The sequence below is a fragment of the Gibbsiella greigii genome (assembly GCF_039540155.1).
Classification (GTDB): Bacteria; Pseudomonadota; Gammaproteobacteria; order Enterobacterales; family Enterobacteriaceae; genus Gibbsiella; species Gibbsiella quercinecans.
The window spans coordinates 167631-188145 of record NZ_BAABEM010000022.1 but is presented as its reverse complement, the minus strand read 5'-3'; the positions used below and the strand labels follow the sequence as shown (position 1 = coordinate 188145).

19 protein-coding genes are annotated in these 20515 nt (G+C 60.9%); 14 read left to right on the top strand and 5 right to left on the bottom strand.

Annotated elements, in window-relative coordinates; genetic code table 11:
- Window positions 1-19: 19 nt before the first annotated feature.
- Entirely contained in the window at window positions 20-1456 is a 1437-nt protein-coding gene (gene rsmF, locus AC559G_RS16790; RefSeq protein ID WP_498913329.1) for a 16S rRNA (cytosine(1407)-C(5))-methyltransferase RsmF, read from the top strand.
- 95 nt (window positions 1457-1551) lie between these two features.
- Window positions 1552-1800 (top strand): DUF1480 family protein, encoded by a 249-nt coding sequence (locus AC559G_RS16785; protein WP_438596699.1) that lies wholly within the window; start codon window positions 1552-1554, stop codon window positions 1798-1800.
- A 77-nt stretch (window positions 1801-1877) separates the two neighbouring features.
- Here the strand turns inward: AC559G_RS16785 and AC559G_RS16780 are convergent, their stop codons facing one another.
- Window positions 1878-2270 carry an ASCH domain-containing protein gene (locus tag AC559G_RS16780; protein WP_438596702.1) on the bottom strand — a complete coding sequence of 131 codons (393 nt, stop codon included), beginning with the start codon at window positions 2268-2270 and terminating at the stop codon, window positions 1878-1880.
- 340 nt (window positions 2271-2610) lie between these two features.
- On the opposite strand from AC559G_RS16780, the gene yniD reads away from it, so the two are divergent.
- From yniD to AC559G_RS16720, 12 genes are all read left to right on the top strand, one after another.
- Complete coding sequence (gene yniD / locus AC559G_RS16775) at window positions 2611-2703, top strand: small membrane protein YniD (RefSeq protein ID WP_438596701.1); 93 nt, start codon at window positions 2611-2613, stop codon at window positions 2701-2703.
- Window positions 2704-3022: 319 nt separating this feature from the next.
- Window positions 3023-3232 carry a hypothetical protein gene (locus AC559G_RS16770; RefSeq protein ID WP_095848507.1) on the top strand — a complete coding sequence of 70 codons (210 nt, stop codon included), beginning with the start codon at window positions 3023-3025 and terminating at the stop codon, window positions 3230-3232.
- 274 nt (window positions 3233-3506) lie between these two features.
- On the top strand, window positions 3507-4808 hold the full coding sequence (locus tag AC559G_RS16765) for an MFS transporter (RefSeq protein ID WP_498913328.1): 1302 nt from the start codon (window positions 3507-3509) through the stop codon (window positions 4806-4808).
- Window positions 4809-5071: 263 nt separating this feature from the next.
- Complete coding sequence (locus tag AC559G_RS16760) at window positions 5072-6073, top strand: ABC transporter substrate-binding protein (RefSeq protein ID WP_498913327.1); 1002 nt, start codon at window positions 5072-5074, stop codon at window positions 6071-6073.
- 114 nt (window positions 6074-6187) lie between these two features.
- Window positions 6188-7060, top strand: coding sequence for an ABC transporter permease (locus AC559G_RS16755; RefSeq protein WP_498913326.1), 873 nt, complete (start codon window positions 6188-6190; stop codon window positions 7058-7060).
- A complete protein-coding gene (locus AC559G_RS16750; protein WP_498913325.1) occupies window positions 7060-7836 on the top strand; it encodes an ABC transporter ATP-binding protein in 777 nt (258 codons plus the stop codon). Before AC559G_RS16755 ends, AC559G_RS16750 begins: the two co-directional genes overlap by 1 nt.
- 4 nt (window positions 7837-7840) lie before the next feature.
- Window positions 7841-9163, top strand: a complete 1323-nt coding sequence (hisD, locus tag AC559G_RS16745; protein ID WP_498913324.1) for a histidinol dehydrogenase — start codon at window positions 7841-7843, stop codon at window positions 9161-9163.
- 22 nt (window positions 9164-9185) lie between these two features.
- Complete coding sequence (locus tag AC559G_RS16740) at window positions 9186-10511, top strand: hypothetical protein (protein WP_498913323.1); 1326 nt, start codon at window positions 9186-9188, stop codon at window positions 10509-10511.
- Entirely contained in the window at window positions 10508-11497 is a 990-nt protein-coding gene (locus AC559G_RS16735) for a zinc-dependent alcohol dehydrogenase (RefSeq protein ID WP_498913322.1), read from the top strand. The genes AC559G_RS16740 and AC559G_RS16735 overlap by 4 nt, the downstream gene beginning before the upstream one ends.
- Before the next feature lie 9 nt (window positions 11498-11506).
- Window positions 11507-12289: an SDR family NAD(P)-dependent oxidoreductase gene (locus AC559G_RS16730; RefSeq protein WP_498913321.1), complete on the top strand. Its 783-nt coding sequence runs from the start codon at window positions 11507-11509 to the stop codon at window positions 12287-12289.
- A gap of 195 nt (window positions 12290-12484) precedes the next feature.
- Window positions 12485-13744, top strand: coding sequence for an MFS transporter (locus AC559G_RS16725; RefSeq protein ID WP_279027297.1), 1260 nt, complete (start codon window positions 12485-12487; stop codon window positions 13742-13744).
- Window positions 13741-15183, top strand: a complete 1443-nt coding sequence (locus tag AC559G_RS16720; RefSeq protein WP_498913320.1) for a glycoside hydrolase family 32 protein — start codon at window positions 13741-13743, stop codon at window positions 15181-15183. The genes AC559G_RS16725 and AC559G_RS16720 overlap by 4 nt, the downstream gene beginning before the upstream one ends.
- A gap of 32 nt (window positions 15184-15215) precedes the next feature.
- Here AC559G_RS16720 and AC559G_RS16715 read toward each other — a convergent pair whose 3' ends face one another.
- From AC559G_RS16715 to hutU, 4 genes are all read right to left on the bottom strand, one after another.
- Window positions 15216-16217, bottom strand: a complete 1002-nt coding sequence (locus tag AC559G_RS16715) for a LacI family DNA-binding transcriptional regulator (RefSeq protein WP_498913319.1) — start codon at window positions 16215-16217, stop codon at window positions 15216-15218.
- Window positions 16218-16379: 162 nt separating this feature from the next.
- On the bottom strand, window positions 16380-17465 hold the full coding sequence (locus tag AC559G_RS16710; protein WP_498913318.1) for an iron-containing alcohol dehydrogenase family protein: 1086 nt from the start codon (window positions 17463-17465) through the stop codon (window positions 16380-16382).
- A gap of 189 nt (window positions 17466-17654) precedes the next feature.
- A complete protein-coding gene (hisC, locus tag AC559G_RS16705) occupies window positions 17655-18812 on the bottom strand; it encodes a histidinol-phosphate transaminase (RefSeq protein ID WP_498913317.1) in 1158 nt (385 codons plus the stop codon).
- A 7-nt stretch (window positions 18813-18819) separates the two neighbouring features.
- Window positions 18820-20508, bottom strand: coding sequence for a urocanate hydratase (hutU, locus tag AC559G_RS16700; RefSeq protein ID WP_498913316.1), 1689 nt, complete (start codon window positions 20506-20508; stop codon window positions 18820-18822).
- Window positions 20509-20515 lie beyond the last annotated feature (7 nt).

Sequence of the window (20515 nt, the reverse complement as noted above, 5' to 3'; positions counted from 1 at the left end):
CAGCCCAGAGAGCTCCCCCGTGGCCAAACCCGCCTCCGTATTGCTACCGCCCGAATTTCTTGCATCAACACGCGCCATTATGCCTGCCGAACTGTCGATGGAGGCGTTCATCGCCGCCTGTCAACGCCCGCTGCGCCGCAGCCTGCGGGTGAATACGCTTAAAATCACCGTGGCGGACTTCCTGGCGCTGGTGCAGGACTACGGCTGGCAACTGGAGCCGATCCCATGGTGCGCCGAAGGGTTTTGGATCAGCCGCGCGGATGAAGATCTGCGCCTAGGCAGCGCGGCCGAACACCTGAGCGGCCTGTTCTATATTCAGGAAGCCAGCTCAATGCTGCCGCCCAGCGCACTGTTCGCCGCAGAAGCGGCGCCGAGCCGGGTGCTCGACATGGCTGCCGCGCCCGGCTCAAAAACCACGCAAATCGCCGCGCTGATGCACAATGCCGGCGGCATCATCGCCAACGAATACTCCGCCAGCCGGGTGAAAGTGCTGCACGCCAATATCAGCCGCTGCGGGGTGAAAAACGTCGCCTTGACCCATTTCGACGGGCGAGTGTTCGGTGCCGCCTTGCCGGAAAGCTTCGATGCCATCCTGCTGGACGCCCCCTGCTCCGGTGAAGGTGTAGTGCGCAAAGATCCGGCCGCCATGAGCAACTGGTCGCCGGAAAGCGTGGCCAGCATCGCCGCCACCCAGCGTGAGCTGATCGATAGCGCATTCCACGCGTTGAAGCCCGGCGGCGTGCTGATTTACTCCACCTGCACCTTGAACGAACAGGAAAACCAGCAGGTGGTGAATAGCCTGCTGGCCGCCTATCCCGAAGCGGTAAGCGTCGAACCGCTGGGGGATCTGTTCCCCGGCGCCGAAAAAGCGCTGACGGCGGAAGGGTTCCTGCACGTCTTCCCACAAATTTACGACAGTGAAGGCTTCTTTGTTGCGCGCCTACGCAAGCACTGCTCCTCCCCGGCGCTGCCTAAACCCAGCTATAAGGTCGGTAAGTTCCCCTTCACCCCTCTCGCCGCCAAAGCCGCCGCCCAGCTGTGCCAGAGTGCAGCTGCAGCCGGGCTGGCATGGGATGAAAATAGCCGCCTGTGGGAGCGGGATAAGGAAATTTGGCTGTTCCCCGCCGAGCTGGAGCCACTTTTTGGCAAAGTGCGTTTTTCCCGCATAGGCCTGAAGCTGGCCGAACGCTTCCCGAAAGGTTACCGCTGGCAGCATGAAGCCGTGATAGCGTTGGGTGATGGGCGCGGCCGGCAAGCCTTTGAGCTGAGCGCCGATCTGGCACAGGAGTGGTATCACGGGCGCGATCTATATCCTACCGATTTACCGGCAAGCGATGAGTGCATCGTTACTTATCAGCATCAGCCGCTGGGGATCGCCAAACGCATCGGTAACCGGATCAAAAACAATTTGCCGCGTGAACTGGTGCGCGACGGCGCGCTGGATTTTCACCCATAGCACAGGCTTTGGCGCCCACGGTGGCATTTTTTGCCCTGTTGACTATGCTCATAGAGGACTGGTCGTACCTCCATTCCGCAACGTAAGGAGTTCCTATGGGCAAAACCGTGGTAAAAATTGGCACCTTCGAGATTGACGATGCGCACCTTTCCCCCGCCGATGGGCAGGCGGAGGGAGACAGCACGCTAAGTATTCCCTGTAAATCAGATCCTGATTTATGCATGCAGTTGGATGGCTGGGATGAGCACACCAGCATCCCTGCCGTGCTCAATGGGAAACAATCTCTGCTGTATAAGCACCACTACGATAGCCAGGCCGATGCCTGGGTGATGAAACTAAAATAATGGCTGGAAAGACAAGGAGCGCGCTGTGATCCACAACGGCACTGCGCGTTTTTTTATTGCTCTGGTACGGCCAGGGTTCAGAACCGCTCCACCACCTTGAAGTGCATCAGGATCAGTGACATGTCCGGTGAAAACATCTCGTACTCTTCAAAGAAGCGTTTATGCTCCCGGCGCCAGTGCGCCAGCGAACGGTCGCCTTCACCTTCCGCATAGGCATGGGCTTCGTCCACCTGATCGTAGGTTTTCAGATCGACCGCGGTCAGTTCCACCGCACACACCGGCTCCCCTTTGCCGTTAACAACGACAAAAGCGTCGCCCACCACTGGGATACCGTCTTCATCCAGTGCTGAACAGGTAGCCGTTTTCTGCCCATCGAGCACCAGCGCGACTAACTCATCCGCCAGTTGCTCGGTATCGCCAAAAGCCCAACGTTCGGCGTTTTCATACTTCTTCGGTACCGCTGTTGACATCATTTACCCTGCGTGATTGCATTAGAGAGGCAACAGAATAATACGCGCTCTCAACGTGAGGAAGCAGAATTGGCAATCCCTCCCGCCGCCAATACGGATTTACCCTATTTTACCCCTCGGCTATGTGCCCAAGGGTATTACGCAGGCATACTGGTTGGCTACACACATAAGCCGCAGCGCCGCACCAGGTGGAGATATGAAGAATTCCGATAAAGATCCCGATGATACCTTCAGTGATTTATTAAAAGTGATCGCGGTGGTGGTTATCATCATTATCATTGCATGTATCTGGTATATTAGCGCCTAAGCGAATAAGGAGGTTCAGGTGGTCACCAAACGTATGCGGCTAAAACACTGGAAAATGTTTATCATTCTGGTGCTGATTTGCCTGGGGTTGCTGCTTTTGCGCTGGGCGGCGATCGCTTTCGGCTAAGGTGGCGTGCGCGCTGTGGCTCAAGCAGCTCGCGCAGGTAGGCAATACGCGCCTCCCCCTGCGGCAGCCACCAGCGGCACAACCCATTCTGCACTTCAGCGTGTTGGCTCAGGCGGTAATATTCCGCCAGTTGATCCACCAGGTTCATCGCGCTCCCTCCTCGATTATTCGGTACCTTCTATTATTAGGTGAATAACCAGAAGAAATACTGACGAATATATTTTTATACTTCCGGTTTTCGGCCCGATTAGCCACCCGGGGTAGCGACATGGGTGTACAATTGCTACATTGAACAAAAATCACCCAACCGAGGTAACCCATGAATTTCTCGGAGCAGGAGATCAAACCCGTATGGGATGAAGTCGCCCGCTTGATCGGTGAAAGCGTGATGGAACTGCGCCATCGGGGTGAAGTTTTATCGGTAGAAACCTTGGCAAAACACCTGGAACAACAGCGGGACAATAACCGGGATATTGAATCGCGCATTTTGATCGGCGCGGCAATTAATATGTTGAAGGATAAAAAATGAATCGCCAACCCGAAGGTTGGCGATCCGTTAGAAACCCGAGGTATGCAAGCCCGGCTTTCTGTGCGCATTATCGCACTCTCAGGCCGCGTCGTTAATAAGAATCGTCGGATTTTTGCGTAATTAACAGCATTTTACGCTCATCACTTACTGTTTCCGTTGATAACAACAGATATCATACCGCCCCCCGCTGCCGCCATGCCCAGCGAAAATAATTGATTGTTTTGCCATATAAATTTAGAACAGACGGAAGGAAACGCAACCGTGGGAATACACAATGGCATCACACACCGGGGAGATCACCCTGCGCCAATCCAGGCAGGCATTGCTGGCCGGTTCGGTCGGTAACTTTATTGAATGGTACGAATTTGGCGTTTACGGCTTTCTGGCCACGGTAATCGCCGCCAACTTTTTCACCCTGCAGGGCGAAAGTGAAATCACCAGCCTGATCCTCACCTATGCGGCCTTTGCACTGGCCTTTTTCTGCCGCCCGATCGGCGCGGTTATCTTTGGCCGCATCGGCGACAGAATCGGCCGCCGGTCTACGTTGATCGCCGTGCTGTTGTTGATGACGCTGGCCACCGCCCTGATCGGCGTAATGCCAACCTACGCCAGCGTGGGCGTTGCCGCGCCGCTGCTATTGACCCTGCTGCGTATGTTCCAGGGGCTGTTTGCCGGTGGTGAGTTCGGCGGCGCAGTCGCCCTGATGACGGAATTCGCCCCCAAGGGTAAACGCGGTTTTTTCGGCGCGTGGCAATCGCTGACCGTGGCGCTCGGCCTGCTGGCCGGCGCCGGGCTGGTGGCCTTGCTGGCGGCGTTGTTGAGCACGGAACAACTCCACGCCTGGGGGTGGCGCATCCCGTTCCTGCTGGCGCTGCCGATGGGCGCCGTCGCGCTGTGGCTGCGCCTGAAGTTGGAAGAAACCCCAACGTTCAGGCAGGCGAAGCAAGAAAACCCGGCTAACGCCACCGCCCGGCCCGGCCAGGTGGTGAAAGCCATCCTGATCGGCATTGGCCGTATGATGGGCTGGTCTGCCGCTGGCTATACCTTTTTGGTGGTGATGCCCTCTTATCTGCAAACCTCGTTGCACGCCACTTTCCAGCAGGCGCTGGTCGCCACCGTATTGGCCAACATCGGCTTTGCCCTGACCATTCTGCCTGCGGGCATCATCAGCGACAGGATAGGCCGCAAAACCGTGATGCTGACCGCCACCGGGGCGGTCATCCTGTTCAGCTTCCCGCTGCTGCACCTGCTGCAAGATGCGCACGCCGGCCTGGTGGCGAAAGGCGCGGCGGTGATGGCGGCCGGCGCCGTGGTCGGCTTGCTGGCAGGCCCCGGCCCGGCGATGCTGGCGGAAATGTTCCCCACCCACGTGCGCTATACCGGGCTGGGGCTGGCCTATTCGCTGTCCAACGCGGTGTTTTCCGGTTCTGCGGGCCTGATCATCACCGGGCTGATTAAACAGACCGCCAACATTGACATCCCCGCTTATTACGTCGTCGCCACCGCCGTCGCCAGCCTGTTTGCGCTGATGACGCTGCGCCGCGACGACCACCTGCGATCACTCAACCAACGCTAAACATTCGGGCGCCCACGCGGCGCCCCATTATTGCCCACCCGCGCCAAAACTGGGCGCAGAAATGGTGCGCGCACCATCAAGCCAGGGCAAAAACACTGTTCGCGCAACCAACGACTAAATCAAAGTTTTTATAAATCAGCCAGCTGATAAATATCCTCGCCGAACTGCCGCGATTGGCCTTTAACTTGCTTTGGCTTGTATATACATGGACGGACATTACCGATGAGGACATCAACTCACCAGTGCGAAAGATGAGGGTTCCAATGAAGCAACCAATAACAACGTTGAAAAAAATGCTCGCCGCCGCCTGCTGTATCGGGATGTTGTCGGCCCAGGCACTCGCCGCCGACGCCCCGCTGCCCAAACCGGAGCCCGGTACCTTTAAAATGGGCATTGAGCCTTGGCTGGGCTATGGTCAATGGCACGTAGCCAACCAACTTGATTTATTTAAACAGCAAGGACTGGAGAAGGTTGAGATCATCAACTTTGCCGAAGACAAAGACATTAACGCCGCGCTGGCCAGCGGCCAGATCGATGCGGCCAATATCGCCACGCATACCGCGATGGGGATGGTTTCCGCCGGTTTGCCGGTGAAAATCGTGCTGCTGCTCGACCAGAGCCAAACCGCCGATGCGCTGATTGTCGGCGCGGGCATCAACGCCCTGACCGATCTGAAGGGCAAACAGGTTGCCTATGAAGAGGGCACCACCAGCGACATTCTGCTCCATAGCGCCCTCGCCTCGGCCAACATGCAGTGGAGCGATATCGTGCCGGTGCCTATGCCGGCCGATTCCGCCGGCAGCGCCTTGATCGCCAAGCGCGTCACCGCCGCCGTCACCTACGAGCCCTACCTGAGCATGGCGAAAAAACAGGATCCCAACGTAAAACTGCTCTATAGCGGTGAATCCGATCCGGGCCTGATCAGCGACGTCCTGGTGGTGCGCGATGAAGCCATCAAAAACAAACCGGGCCAGGTAGCCGCGATGATAAAAAGCTGGGATTCCGCCCTGCAGCACTATCAGCAAAACACCGCCGAAGGCCGGGCAATCATCGCCAAACAGGTGGGCGCCAGCCCGGCAGACCTGGAAACCGCTTTCGACGGCGTGAAGTACTACACGCTGGCGGAAAATAAACAGGTATTGAGCGAACATTTCGCCAAAGTGACCTTTGCCCACGTGCTGAAAGCGGCCACGGAAGCCAAACTGGTAAGCAAGCCGGTCACGCCAGAACAAATTATCGAACCGAAGTTTGTTAACGGCCTGTAAGGCCGTTTTGCCCCTCGTTTCTGGCGAGGGGTTTTCGCGTGCCCGTGCAACACCCACCCTGCCGGCAGCATACCGGGGCCGACAGGGTGCGAGATAACACCAGAGGAAACACCGATGAGTTCTGTGAAATTGGATGCGCCGGAGACGCGCGCCCAAGCGCGCCCACCCCATCCACCCAATCATAAGAAACGCCGCTCCGCCGGCCTGTTTGTGATCGGAAAAACGCCCTCGCGCAAACTGTTCGTCAGCATTGCGGTGGCGGTATTCGCCCTGCTGCTGCTCAGTTGGTGGCTGGCAACCCGCAGCGGCGCGGTGCCGGCAATCTTTATGCCGACGCTGGGCAACGTTTGGCAGCGCATGATCAGCCTGGCGCAGGACGGCACGCTGTGGAGCGATATCCGCAGCAGCCTGTATCGTATTTCCATCGCCTTTCTGATCTCATCGCTGATGTCGATCGTGATCGGCGTGCTAGCCGGCTGCTACGGTTTTTTCAAGGCGATCACCGAGCCGCTGGTGGACTTCATCCGCTACATGCCTGTCGTCGCCTTTGTGCCGTTGACCATCCTGTGGACCGGCACCGACGATTTCCAGAAATTCCTGATTATCTGGATCGGCACCTTCTTCCAACAGGTATTGATGGTGATTGATGCGGTAAAACGCGTTCCGGGTGATTTTGTCGGCCTGGGGCGCACGCTCGGCATGCCGGATCGCAACATTCTGTTCAAAATCGTGCTGCCCGGCGCACTGCCGGAAATCTGGGACGCACTGCGCATTAGCCTGGGCTGGGCATGGACCTGGCTGGTGCTGGCCGAACTGGTTGCCTCCACCTCCGGGTTGGGTTATCGCATCGTAGTGTCGCAGCGTTTCTTCCAGACCGACACCATCATTGGCTACATCCTGTTGCTCGGCCTACTTGGCCTGGTTACCGATCAGGCGATGCGCGCAGCCGAGCGCGTTCTGTTCCGTTACAACGCGAGGCGTAAATAATGGCTACCTTAACCATCAGCGGCCTGAACAAAAGCTTCCGGGTCGGCAAGGGCACGCGCCAGGTATTGCATAACATCGATCTGACGCTGGGCAACAACGAGTTCGTTTCCGTGGTCGGCAGCTCCGGCTGCGGCAAAAGCACCCTGCTTTCCATCGCCGCCGGGCTGGAGGATTTTGACGACGGCAGCGTGCGCGTCGACGGCGAGGATATCCGCGGGCCGGGCATCGATCGCGGCGTGGTGTTCCAGTCCTATACGTTGCTGCCGTGGCTGACGGCGCGGCAAAACATCGAATTCGCGCTCAAGGCCGCCGGCTATGCCCGGGCCGAATGCCGGGAGATCGCCGATAACCATCTGGCGCTGGTGAACCTGTCGCCGTTTGCCGACGCCTACCCCAACGAGCTTTCCGGCGGGATGAAACAGCGGGTGGCGATCGCCCGGGCGCTGTCATACAGGCCGAAAATCCTGCTGATGGATGAGCCCTTCGGCGCGCTGGACGCCATGACGCGCCATCAGATGCAGTTGTTGCTGACGCGCATCTGGGAAACCCACCGCCTGACGGTGATGTTCGTCACCCATGATATTGAAGAGGCCGTGTATCTATCGGATCGCATCGTGGTGATGGGGCCCGGCAACATCAACACCACCTTCCAGGTTGACCTGCCACGCCCACGCAGTGAAGAGATCAGCGCCGACATGCGCTACATCGAGCTGCAACGCCAGGTTCTGAAATCCATCCGGGAACAGGCTTCCCAACACGAATTTGCCCAGGAGTAAACGCATGACACAGACAGTGACCTTTCACGATCTCAGCGATTGCCAACAGTTGCCGGACGCGTTGTTTAAACGCACCGAGGCGGATCTGTCGTTCTTCATCGAACGGGTTCAACCGATTATCGCCGCCGTGCGCAGCGAAGGCGATGCGGCGCTGCGGCGTTTTGCCCGCGAATTCGACGGCGTGCAGGTTGAACAAATGGCGATTCGCGCCGAAGAAAGCGAATTTGAAGCCGCGTTTGCCCGGCTGGATCCCAAGGTGATCGAATCCATTTCCTTTGCGGCGGAAAATATCCGCGCCTTCCACCAGGCGCAAAAGCCCGAAGAAATGTGGTTGAAGGAGATGCAGCCCGGCGCCTTCGCCGGCGACCGGATGGTGCCGATCGACTCCGTAGCCTGCTATGTGCCGCGCGGTAAAGGTTCTTTCCCCAGCGTGCTGCTGATGACCACCATTCCTGCGGTGGTAGCCGGCGTGCCGCGCCCGGTGGTGATCACCCCACCCGGCCCGGACGGCAAGGTGGACGACGCCACGCTGGTGGCGGCCCGCCTGGTCGGCATCAAGGATATTTATAAGTGCGGTGGCGCTCAGGGCGTGGCGGCCGTGGCCTACGGTACGGAAACGGTGCCCAAGTGCCTGAAAATCGTCGGCCCCGGCAGCCCGTGGCTGGTTGCCGCCAAACGCCTGTTGGCGCAACATATCGATCCCGGCGTGCCCGCCGGCCCGAGCGAAAGCATTATCCTGGCGGATGAAACCGCCAACGGCGCCCTGGCCGCGCTGGATCTGATCATCGAATCGGAACACGGCCCGGATTCCTCCGCCTGGCTGGTCACCTCCAGCCGCCAGGTAGCGGAACAGGCCATCGCCGCCCTGCCGGGCTACTGGGCGCAATTGGATGAAAAACGCGCCGGCTTTTCCCAGGTGGTGCTGTGCGGCGAACACGGCGGCGTGGTGTTGACCCGCGACTTTGCCACCGCCGTGGAGTTCGTCAACCAGTACGCGCCGGAGCACTTGGAAATTCTGGCGGAGGAACCGCTGGCGGTGATGGCGAAAATCCGTAACGCCGGCGAGATTTTGCTCGGCAATTATACGCCGGTAACGCTGGGCAACTTTGTGCTGGGGCCGAACGCGGTGCTGCCCACCAACGCCGCGGCCAAAGTGGCCGGGCCGCTTTCAGTGTTCGACTATATGAAACGCATTTCCGTCGGTTACGTCACCCGCAGCGGTTATGACGCCCTGGCGGATAAGGCGCACGATTTTGCCGTGTACGAAGGTTTTACCGGCCATGCGCTGGCGGTATCTCCGTTACGCAAAACCCTGCTCGGCCGTTAACCCCAAACCCCGGGAGGTTGTGATGACCGATAATCCCATTCCCCAGCGTGAACCGCTGGCAGCCCAGGCGCGCGCCCTGACGCACGCCGGTGAATGGCCGCAGGCAGCCGCCAAACTGCGCCAGTTGGTCGGGGAGATTACCGGCGCAACGGTAACCCAGTTGGCCATCAACCGCGATCAGTACAGCCTGAACTCGCTGAACGGCACGCTGACGTTGGCCGATGGGCGCGGGCTGTTCTTCAAGTATCACCATGAGGAAGGCGAAGATCACACCATCGAGGAGTATTACAACGCCGAGCTGCTGCGCGACAGCGGCTTTCGCGTCGACGTGCCGCTGTATGCCTGCGGTGAGCCGGGGCGGCAGATCCTGCTGTACCGCCTGCGCCACGATCGGCGCCTGGCGGACGTTTGCCGCGAAATCGAACTGCATCAACGCTGGGACGCCGCCGCGCCGGTGATTGCCGCCCAGCAACGCGCCGATCGGGAAATCCTGGCGCTAACCCTGCCGACGCTGCAGGCCGGCGAGCCTGACGCAGTAGCACGGGAGCCGATCCACCAGTTGTTCCACCACCGGCTGGTCAGCCCTGGCGCCGCGCCCGGCTTCGGTGGCCGGGCGGCGCAGTTCTACGTCGGCCAAACGTTCACGCTGGCGCAGCTCACGCTGCCGTGGGCGCAGTTGAAAAACCTGCGCTGGCAGATAAACGGCATACTTTACCCGCATACGCTGGGGGAATTGCTGTTGCAGGCCGGCGAGCTGCTGGCGCCGGCAAGGCTGGCGCAGCACGGCGTCGTCACCGCCCACGGCGACGCGCACAACGCCAACGTGTGGTATGAAACCGAACACCCGGAGCCGCAACTGGTGAGCTTCGATCCCGCCTTTGCCGGGCGCCATATCCCGGCGCTGCTGGCGGAGATCAAGGCCACGTTTCACAACATCTTCGCCCATCCGTTCTGGCTATATGAACCCCAGCGCTGCGATGAGCGTTACCAAATCAACGTGCAGTTGCAAGGCGATCGCCTGCTGGTGGAACACAACTGGCAGTTGACGCCGCTGCGCGCGCCCTTCCTGCAAAGCAAAGGTGAAGGCTACTGGCGGCCATTATTGGCCGAGCTAAGCGCCCACGGTTGGCTGCCGGCCAATTGGCAACGGCTGATGCGGCTGGCGCTGTTCTGCTGCCCAACGCTGGTGTTGGATCTGCGCGCCGGCGGCAGCGGCGGCCACAATGCCACCAGCTCGGCGCTGGGGTTCGCCATCGCCGTGATGCTGGGCAGCGAACCGCTGGCCGGGGAGGATCTCGCCAGCCGCTGGTTCACGCTTATCGATCCGGCGAACGGCGGTGAAGCATGAAAGCCGCCCGTTTTTATGGCATTGGCGATCTGCGCATCGAACAGATCCCCCCGCCCGCCGCCCCACCCGCCGACGGGGTGTGCCTGCGGGTGCTGGCGGCCGGCATTTGCGGCTCCGATCTGCACAACTTCCGCACCGGCCAGTGGATCGCCCAACTGCCGGTAACGCCGGGGCATGAATTTTGCGGTGAAGTGCTGGCGATCGGCAGCGCGGTGCGCGGGCTGGCGGAGGGCGATCGCGTGGTGGCGGATTCCCGCGCCTGCTGCGGCGTTTGCCCCACCTGCCGGGCCGGGCGCAGCAACCTGTGCCCGCGGCTCGGCTTCGTCGGCGAAGTGTGCGACGGCGGCTTTGCCGAACTGGCCCTGTTGCCGGCATCCAGCTTGTTGAAGGTGCCGGCAACGCTGCCGGCGCCGATCGCCGCCCTCAGCGAACCGCTGGGGGTCGCATTGCGGGTGGTAAACCAACTTAACCCACCGCCCGGCGCGCCGGTATGGGTCGCCGGCGGCGGCACCATCGGCGGGCTGGTCGCGCTGCTGCTGCACCATCTGCGCGCCTGCCCGCTGCTGTTGGCCGAGCGCAACCCGCAACGCCTGGCGTTGCTGCAGCGCGTTCTGCCGCTGCAGGCGCAGGAATTAGGGCGCCCGCTGCCGCAGGCCGTTGCTTTTGCCGTGGAAGCCACCGGTTCGGCCGGCGTGCTCAATCAGCTGATTGAACATATCGCCCCCGCCGGGCGCATCGCCATGGTCGGCCTGTTCCACGGCCAGGCGCCGATTGACGCCAACCGTTTGGTAGAACGTGAAATCACGCTGGTGGGCTGCAGCGTATTTGCCGACGAACAGCAACAGGCGATCGCGCTGCTGCCGCAGCTTGCCGATAAACTGGCGCAGTGGCTGGCGCCGCCGATCGCCCTCGACGCGCTGCCGCAGGCTTATCAGGCGTTGCTGGCCGGCGATGCCGCCGCGTTGAAAACCATCGTGGTGCCTTAAGGAGAAACTATGCAAAACGCAACTTTACCGCCTGGGCTGGCGCCGTTTTCACTGCAGGGCAAACGGGCGCTGGTAACCGGGGCGACGCGCGGCATCGGCCAGGCGCTGGCCATCGGGCTAGCCCAGGCCGGCGCACAGGTGATCGTCGCCGGCCGCCAGCGTGCCGCACTGCAAGCGGTGGCGCAACAGTTGAACAATGGGGGCGAACACCCGCAGATGGTGCAACTGGACGTGCAGGATCCGGCGTCGATCCGCGCGGCGTTCGCCAGCCTGGCCGACAAACCGTTGGATATCTTGATCAACAACGCCGGTATTGAACAGGTGCGCCCGTCGCTTGAAGTTGACGAAGCACTGTGGGACAGCATCCTCAATACCAACCTGAAGGGGGCGTTTTTCTGCGCGCAGGCCGCCGCACGCCTAATGATGGCGCAAGGCGGCGGAAGCATCATCAACCTGTGTTCGCTAACCACCGCCGTTGGCGTGCCGGGCGCCACCGCTTATGGCGCATCGAAATCCGGGCTGGCGGGCATGACGCGCGCGCTGGCCAGCGAATGGGCGCCCCATGGCATCCGGGTGAACGGCATCGGCCCCGGCTATTTCCAAACCGCCATGACCGACGTGTTTTACCAGGACAGCGAATGGTGCAGCGCCATGCAAATCAAGATCCCGATAGGGCGCTTTGGCGAGCTGCAAGATCTCATCGGCGCCGCCATCTTCCTCGCCAGCCCGGCAGCCGCCTATATTACCGGGCAGATCCTTTACGTTGACGGCGGCTACCTGGCCAGCATCTAAACCCTGCCCCTGCGCTTATCTCTCACCACGAGGGATAAGCGCCGCCCATCATCAACACGTGATTTCGATCACATCGCAAAAATGTTAACGTTAACTTTTGTGATTAACATCGCAATCAGCCGCGATGGTGTCTTTATCTCGTCAAAAGTTAACGTTAACAATAGAGCCAATCTCACTCATCAGGGCAACATCACCATGAACCGCGAAACCAAAAAGTACTATGTGCTCCTAAGCGGCCTGCTGTTTTTTTTCTTTTTTACCTGGTCGTCCAGTTTTTCACTGATTTCCATCTGGCTTAACCAGAAAATCGGGCTGAAAGGCGCCGAAACCGGTTTGATTTTCTCGGCCATTTCGCTGGTTGCCCTTTGTGCCCAGCCGCTGTACGGCTTTATTCAAGACAAGCTGGGCCTGCGCAAACACCTGCTGCAATACCTGGGCGTGATGCTGCTGCTCACCGGGCCATTTTTTATTTACGTTTACGCGCCGCTGCTGGCCATGAACCTGCTGCTGGGCGCGCTGATCGGCGGGCTGTTTATCGGCGCCACCTTTTTTGCCGGCATCGGCGCGCTAGAATCCTATACCGAACGCGTCAGCCGTATCGTCGGCTTTGAATTTGGCCGCGCCCGCATGTGGGGCTCGCTCGGCTGGGCCTGCGCCACTTTCTTCGCCGGGTTTATTTTCAACATCAACCCCAACATCAACTTTTGGCTGGCCTCGGCTTCGGCAGTCGCGTTTCTGCTGCTGCTCAGCCAGGTGCGTGAGCTAAAACCCAATGCCATGGCCGGGTTGGAATACGGCAAGCCGGAAAATCTGCAGCTCAACGACGCGCTGGCGCTGCTGCGCCTGCCGGGATTTTGGGCGTTGGTGGTGTTTGTGCTCGGCATCAGCGTGTACAACGTGTTCGATCAGCAGTTCTCGGTCTATTTCGCCTCACAATTCCCAACCCACCAACAGGGCAACGAAATGTACGGCTTCCTCAATTCGCTGCAGGTGTTCCTGGAAGCCGGCGGGATGTTTCTGGCGCCATTTCTGGTGAACCGCATCGGCGCCAAACAGGGCCTGCTGCTGGCTGGCGCCGTCATGGCGTTGCGGATGTTCGGCTCAGGGCTGGCCAGCGGCGCGCTGATGATTTCCGCCATGAAGCTGTTGCACGCCGTTGAATTGCCGATCCTGCTGATCGCGCTGTTCAAATACATCGCCACCCGCTTCGACAGCCGGCTGTCTTCCACGTTGTATCTGGTGGGCTTCCAGTTTATCACCCAGGTGATGGCCAGCTTCCTGTCGCCGCTGGCCGGCCACGGCTATGACCATATCGGCTTTGCCGCCACCTATCTGCTGATGGGTTGTATGGTCGCCTTTACTACCCTGCTTTCCTGTTTCCTGCTGCGCGGCGAAAACGCCGGGAAGGATGCACACTTTCAACCCACGATAAAATCAAGCGAGTCGATGCAATGAAAAATGCCTTACTGTCCGCCGATCATGCCGTTGAAGCCCTGCATGCTCAACGCCAGGATGATTACTATCCGCGTTTTCACCTGGCGGCGCAGGCCGGCTGGATTAACGATCCCAACGGCCTGATCTGCATCAACGGCGTGTACCACGCGTTTTATCAGCACCACCCTTTTGATGCGAACTGGGGGCCGATGCACTGGGGCCATGCCACCAGCCACGATTTGGTGCACTGGCAACATCAACCGATCGCACTGGCGCCGGGCGATGAGTTCGATAAAGACGGCTGTTTCTCCGGCTGCGCGGTGGACGATCGCGGCGTGCTGACGCTGATCTACACCGGCCACGTCTGGCTGGGCAACGCGGGCGAAGACGACCAGGTGCGCGAAGTTCAGTGCCTGGCCACCAGCAGCGATGGCGTGCACTTCGTCAAGCATGGCCCAGTGCTGTTGCCGCCAGAGGGTATTCAGCACTTTCGCGATCCCAAAGTCTGGCAACAGGACGGCCAATGGTGGATGGTGGTCGGCGCCAAGGAAAACCAACTGGGCCAGGTGCGTCTCTACCGCTCGCACGATCTGCGTGCCTGGACATTCGAGCGCGTGCTGGCGCGCGCGCAAACCGCCGCTGAAGGGTATATGTGGGAATGCCCGGACTTCTTCCCGCTGGGCGAACGCCACCTGCTGATGTTTTCGCCGCAGGGGTTGCCCCCCCATGGCTACCATAACCGTAACCGTTTTCAGAGCGGCTACCTGCTGGGCGACTGGCAACCGGGGCAAGCCTTCACCCCTAACCAGCCGTTCCGCGAGCTGGACGCCGGACATGATTTCTATGCGCCGCAGTCTTTCACCGCAGCCGATGGGCGCCGCATGCTGTTCGCCTGGATGGATATGTGGGAGTCGCCGATGCCGAGCAAAGCCCACGGCTGGGCCGGCGCGCTTACCCTGCCGCGCGAGCTTTCGCTGGATACGGATGGCAGTGTGTTAATGAACCCGGCGCGGGAATTGCGCGCGCTGCGCGGCGAAACCCAGTCATTCGGCGCTGCGCAGTTGCGTAACCAGCGCCTGGTGTTGGGCGCGGTGCTTCAGGAGCTGGCGCTGACGGTGGATACCGCGGCGAGTGATGCGGAACGTTACGGTGTCACCATTGGCAACGCCGCCCGGTTGTATATCGATAGCCAGGCGCAGCGGCTGGTTCTGGAGCGGTTTAGCGATGAGCCGGGGCTGTGCGGCTGCCGCAGCGTGCCGCTGCCACCGGCGGGAAACATGCAGCTACAGGTGTTTATCGATCGCTCTTCCGTCGAGGTGTTCGTCAATCAGGGTCGCGCTTGCCTGACCAGCCGCATTTACCCGGCAGACGGCGAGCGCACCATCAGTATGTTTGCCGAAAGCGGCGCGGCGGCCTTCGGCGAACTGAACGCCTGGGCGCTCGGCAGCATCTGGGAATAACCCCCTTTCCCGCCCCACCGGCGGGAACTCCGTCACAGCGATGCCCGCGATAACAGCGGGCAAGCCACCTTCACGGTTTGCCAGTGCTCAAGCTGATTGATCAGGTGCAAAGCCGCCTGGCGGCCCAGCTCATAATGCGGCAACTGCACCGTGGTCAGCGGCGGTTGGAACAGTTCGCCAATGCCAACCATATTGTCATAACCCAACACCCCGACCTGCTGCGGGATCTGCCAGCCTTGCGCCAGCAACGTCTGATAGACCAAAAACGCCACCCGATCGTTGCCGCACACCACCACGTCGCAATCACGCTTGCCCGGCGAAAAATGGCGCGCCAACAGCGCCAGGCTGTCGAGATAGTGCCCATCGCCTTCGCTAAGATCCAAATGGTATTGCTTAAGCTGGGCAACGTCACCGCCGGCCTCGCGCCAGGCGCGCTCCAACCCGCGGCGGCGCAGCCCGGCTGCCGGGATGCCCTCCGGCAGATGGATGCACAACGGCGCGCGATAGCCTTTGGCGATCAGCGCTTTCATCGCGTCATACTGGCCTTGTTCATCATCGGGAATGTAGCTGGCGATAGCGTTGCCAGGGCTGGTACAGTTGGCCAACACCAGGCGTTTATCCAGCAGCTTCGGCGGCACCGTCACCTGCCGCAGCCCCATGGTGGTAAAGATCACCCCATCCGGCCGGTGCGCCAGCAGCAAATCAATGGTTTTTTCCGCGCTGTCGTCGGCAAACAGGTTGACGACAAAGCTGTTCCAGCCGTGTTCACGCGCGGTTTTTTCAATCGACAGGATGATTTCAACGGAAAACGGCGTGGTAGCGGTATCCAGTGCCAGCACGCCGATAGTTTGCACCCGGCTGCGATCGCCGCGGATGCGCCGGGCGGAGAGATCCGGCACATACTCAAGCCGATCGATGGCCTGCTTCACACGTTGATAGGTTTCGGGGCGCAGCTTATCGGGTTCGTTGATCGCTCGGGACACAGTCATCAACGACACACCAGCCAGTTTTGCAACGTCTTTCAGCGAGGCCATTCACCCTTCTCCAAGTGGGATACACGCGCTCTACGGCGCGTTACCGGCCTGCTGGCGATCAGCAAGATCGCCGCCTGCCGGCAACACGCATTATTTCGCGTATCAAGAGAAGAATAATCCCACAAATCGGCGCGCAGCTCTAGGCTGCGTAAACCGCTAACGCTACAGCCGCTGCGCCAGCGCGTGCACCCGCTGGATGGCCTGCGCCACCTGTGCCGCGGTGACCGCCTGCGGCATATTGGCCATATCCGGCGCATCCACCGCCGCGGCCACAATGGCGTCGATCTCATCAGCGGTCAGATCGTCGGCGATCTGCGCTATCTGCAGCGGGATATTACAGGCTTGCGCCAGTTTCAGCGCTTCCAGCAGCTCTTCGTCGCTACGTTGTTCGATCGCCAGCAGGCACAGGTTGCCATACCCCACCAACAGGCCGTGGCCGAAATCGCGGGTTTTGTCGCAAACGGTGAAGCCTTCAAACAGCGCATGTGCCGCGGCGGCATGGGCACCGCTGCCCATCAGCGATGTCAGCCCGGCGAACAAGAAGATGGCGTCCAGCACCTGCTCCAGCTCCGGCGTGGCTTCCCCGCGCTCCGCTGCCTGGCTGGCCGAGGCGCCGTAGGTTTCAATCAATTGGTAGCAAATACGGCTATTGGCCTGCGCCGCCAGTGCCATCCCGCCCACCGCGCCGTTACGGCTGATGGCGCGGTATTCATACCATTTGGCCAGAGTATCCCCCAGGCCGGCTGCCAGCCAGCGCGTCGGCGCCTGAGCCAGCAGTTGGCTGTCAATCACCACCGCCACCGGCGAGTTCGCCAGGTGCAGCATGTCGCGGAAATGCCCATCGGGATAATAGCGCACGGTCAGCGGCGTTACTGCCGCGCAGGTGGCGGCAATAGTCGGGACAGTAATGACCGGCAAGGCGCAAAAATTGCCGACCGCTTTGCCGGTGTCCTGCGCTTTACCGCCGCCGGCGATAATCAGCACCTGTGCTTTTTCAGCCCGAGCCTGCGCCGCCAGACGCTCAATGTTTTGCTCGGTGCACTCGCCGCCGAAATGTTCGCTGGCCACCAACTCCACCGCCGCGGCACGCAGGCAATTACCGATGGTCGCCTCCGTCACCGCCAGCGCCCGTTCGCCGCCAATCAGCATAGCGCGCGAACCGTAATCCGCGCACAGTGTTCCAATCTCTTCCAACGCCCCGGCGCCGCGCACGATGCGCGCCGGAAAAGCGATTTGTGTTACAGACATGCGACCTCCCTCCAGCCAACCTGTGGCCGCAAGCCAATACGGCTTGCGTGCTGCGCGCGGCACCGGCCTGGCGGCGCCCACGCGCGAACGATAATCATACTGTACTTTCCCGCCTCGGTGGCCGCCGCATCCGCGACGCCCACCGGCACTACCAGCCTATCACAACCGGCCGGCCATGCTGCGTTAACCTTACGCCATTTTGATCTGGCTCTGGGCAGCGGCCAGCACCTGCGCCAGCGCCGCCAGAAAGCGCCGGTTATCTTCCGCGCTGCCGATCGACACCCGCAGGAATTGCTGATAACCGGGCTCACGCCAAGGTTTGACGATAATGCCGTGCGCCAACAGCGCTTCTGCGATTTCCGCGCTGGGATGGCCGCAGTCAAAAAACAGGAAGTTGGCGTATGAGGGCGCCACTTTCAGCCCCATGTCGCGCAGTTTGGCCGCCATGGCGCTGCGCGCGGTGCTGACCCAAGCCACGCTGTAGGCCACATGATCGCGATCGCGCAGTGCCGCCAGCGCCGCGCTTTGCGCCGCCCGGTTGATATTGAACGGCGTGCGCACCCGGTCCAGCAACCCGATCAGTTCCGCATCACAGGCCATGCCGTAGCCCACGCGCAACCCCGCCAGCCCATAGGCCTTCGAGCAGGTGCGCAGCACGATCCACGGCCGGGGCTGCTGCGGCAACAGTGACAGGCTGTCCGGGTAGTCCGCCTCGTGTGCGCAGTACTCATAATAGGCTTCGTCGATCACCAACAGGCAGTCCTGCGGCACCGCGTCGATCAGTTGCAGGAACGCGTCGCGCCCCAGCATGCAGCCCACCGGATTCGACGGGTTGCTGAACACCACCATTTTGACCGGTTGCTGCAGCGCCTGGCGCCAGGCGGCCAGATCGAACTCCAACTCCCCACTGACCGGCACCATGGTGACTTCAGCGCCCATCATACGCGGATATATCTCATGCAGGCCGAATGACGGCAGCAGCGTCACCACCCGATCGCCCGGATTGATAAAGGCCAGACACAGCATTTCGAGGATATTTTCCGAACCGTTGCCCACCACGATCTGCGCGGACGGCACGCCGGTTTGCCCGGCGATTTCCGTCCGCAGCGCCAGGCTGTTGGGGTCCGGATACACCCCGCTGTCGCGGCTCGACGCGTGTAACGCCAGTTGCACCTGGGGGCTGGCGCCGAGCGGGTTTTCATTGCTCGCCAGGCGCGCGATATCAGTGACACCGTAACGTTCACGCACGGCGTCGCTGGAAAGCCCGGCGTTATAAACGCCGAGCGCGCTGGCCTGCTGGCGGGCCAGGCGGCGCACCGCCTGCGCCGTGGCTGAAAGCGTCTCCATTCTTACCTCACAGGTTAAGCAGCGGCAAATTCAGCTGATGTTGTTCGGCGCAGGCAACGGCGCTGTCGTAACCGGCGTCCGCATGGCGCATGACGCCGGTAGCCGGATCGTTCCACAGCACGCGAGCCAAGCGTTTATCCGCGTCTTCGCTGCCGTCGCAGACAATCACCATCCCGGCGTGCTGGGAGAAGCCCATACCAACACCGCCGCCGTGGTGCAGGCTGATCCAGGTTGCCCCGCCCGCGGTGTTCAACAAGGCATTGAGCAACGGCCAGTCGGACACCGCGTCGGAACCGTCGCGCATCGCTTCGGTTTCACGATTGGGGGATGCCACCGAACCGCAGTCCAGGTGATCGCGGCCGATGACGATCGGCGCTTTCAGTTCGCCTGTGCGCACCATTTCGTTGAAGGCCAACCCCGCCAAATGGCGTTCGCCCAACCCCAGCCAGCAGATGCGTGAAGGCAGCCCCTGGAAGGCAATGCGTTGCTGGGCCATATCCAGCCAGTTATGCAGGTGAACGTTATCCGGAAACAGTTCTTTCAGCTTGGCGTCGGTTTTGTAGATATCCTCAGGATCGCCGGACAGCGCCACCCAGCGGAACGGGCCTTTCCCTTCGCAGAACAGCGGGCGAATATAGGCCGGCACAAACCCTGGGAAATCAAACGCGTTGCTCACCCCTTCGTCCAATGCCACCTGGCGAATATTGTTGCCGTAGTCCACGGTCGGTACGCCCATCTCATGAAACGCCAACATCGCCTTAACGTGCACCGCCATCGACTGGCGCGCCGCCCGCACCACGCTTTGCGGATCGCTATTGCGGGCCGCTTGCCAGCGCTCGACGCTCCAGCCGGCCGGCAGATAGCCGTTGAGCGGATCGTGGGCGGAGGTTTGATCGGTCACAATATGTGGGAGCGGGCCGCCGTTGGCCGCGCGCTGCGCCAGCAACGGCAGAATTTCCGCCGCATTGCCCAGCAGCCCGACCGAAATGGCTTCGCCCTTGGCGCAGGCCTGTTCAATCAGCGCCAGCGCTTCGTCCAGATCGTCGCATTTATGATCGAGGTAACGGGTCCGCAGACGGAAATCGATACGTGATTCCTGGCATTCGATCGCCAGCACGCTGGCGCCGGCCAGCACCCCAGCCAGTGGCTGCGCGCCGCCCATGCCGCCCAAACCGGCGGTCAGGATCCACTTGCCGCGCAGATCGCCACCGTAATGCTGGCGCCCTGCTTCGGCAAAGGTTTCGTAGGTGCCCTGCACGATGCCCTGCGCGCCGATATAGATCCAAGAGCCGGCGGTCATCTGGCCGTACATCATCAGCCCGGCCTTATCCAGCTCATGAAAATGCGCCCAGTTGGCCCAGTGCGGCACCAGGTTGGAGTTGGCAATCAGCACGCGCGGCGCATCGCTGTGGGTTTTGAACACGCCGACCGGCTTGCCGGATTGCACCAGCAGCGTTTCGTCCGGGTTAAGCGCCCGCAGGCTGGCCAGGATCGCTTCAAAGCACGGCCAATTGCGCGCCGCTTTACCGATGCCGCCGTACACCACCAAATCCTGCGGGCGCTCGGCAACGTCGGGATCCAGGTTGTTCTGGATCATGCGGTAGGCGGCTTCGATCAGCCAGTTTTTGCAATGCAGTTCGGTGCCCTGCGGCGCACGCACTTCCCGTGCCACGGCATTTTTGATCGTATCGTTCATGGTAAAT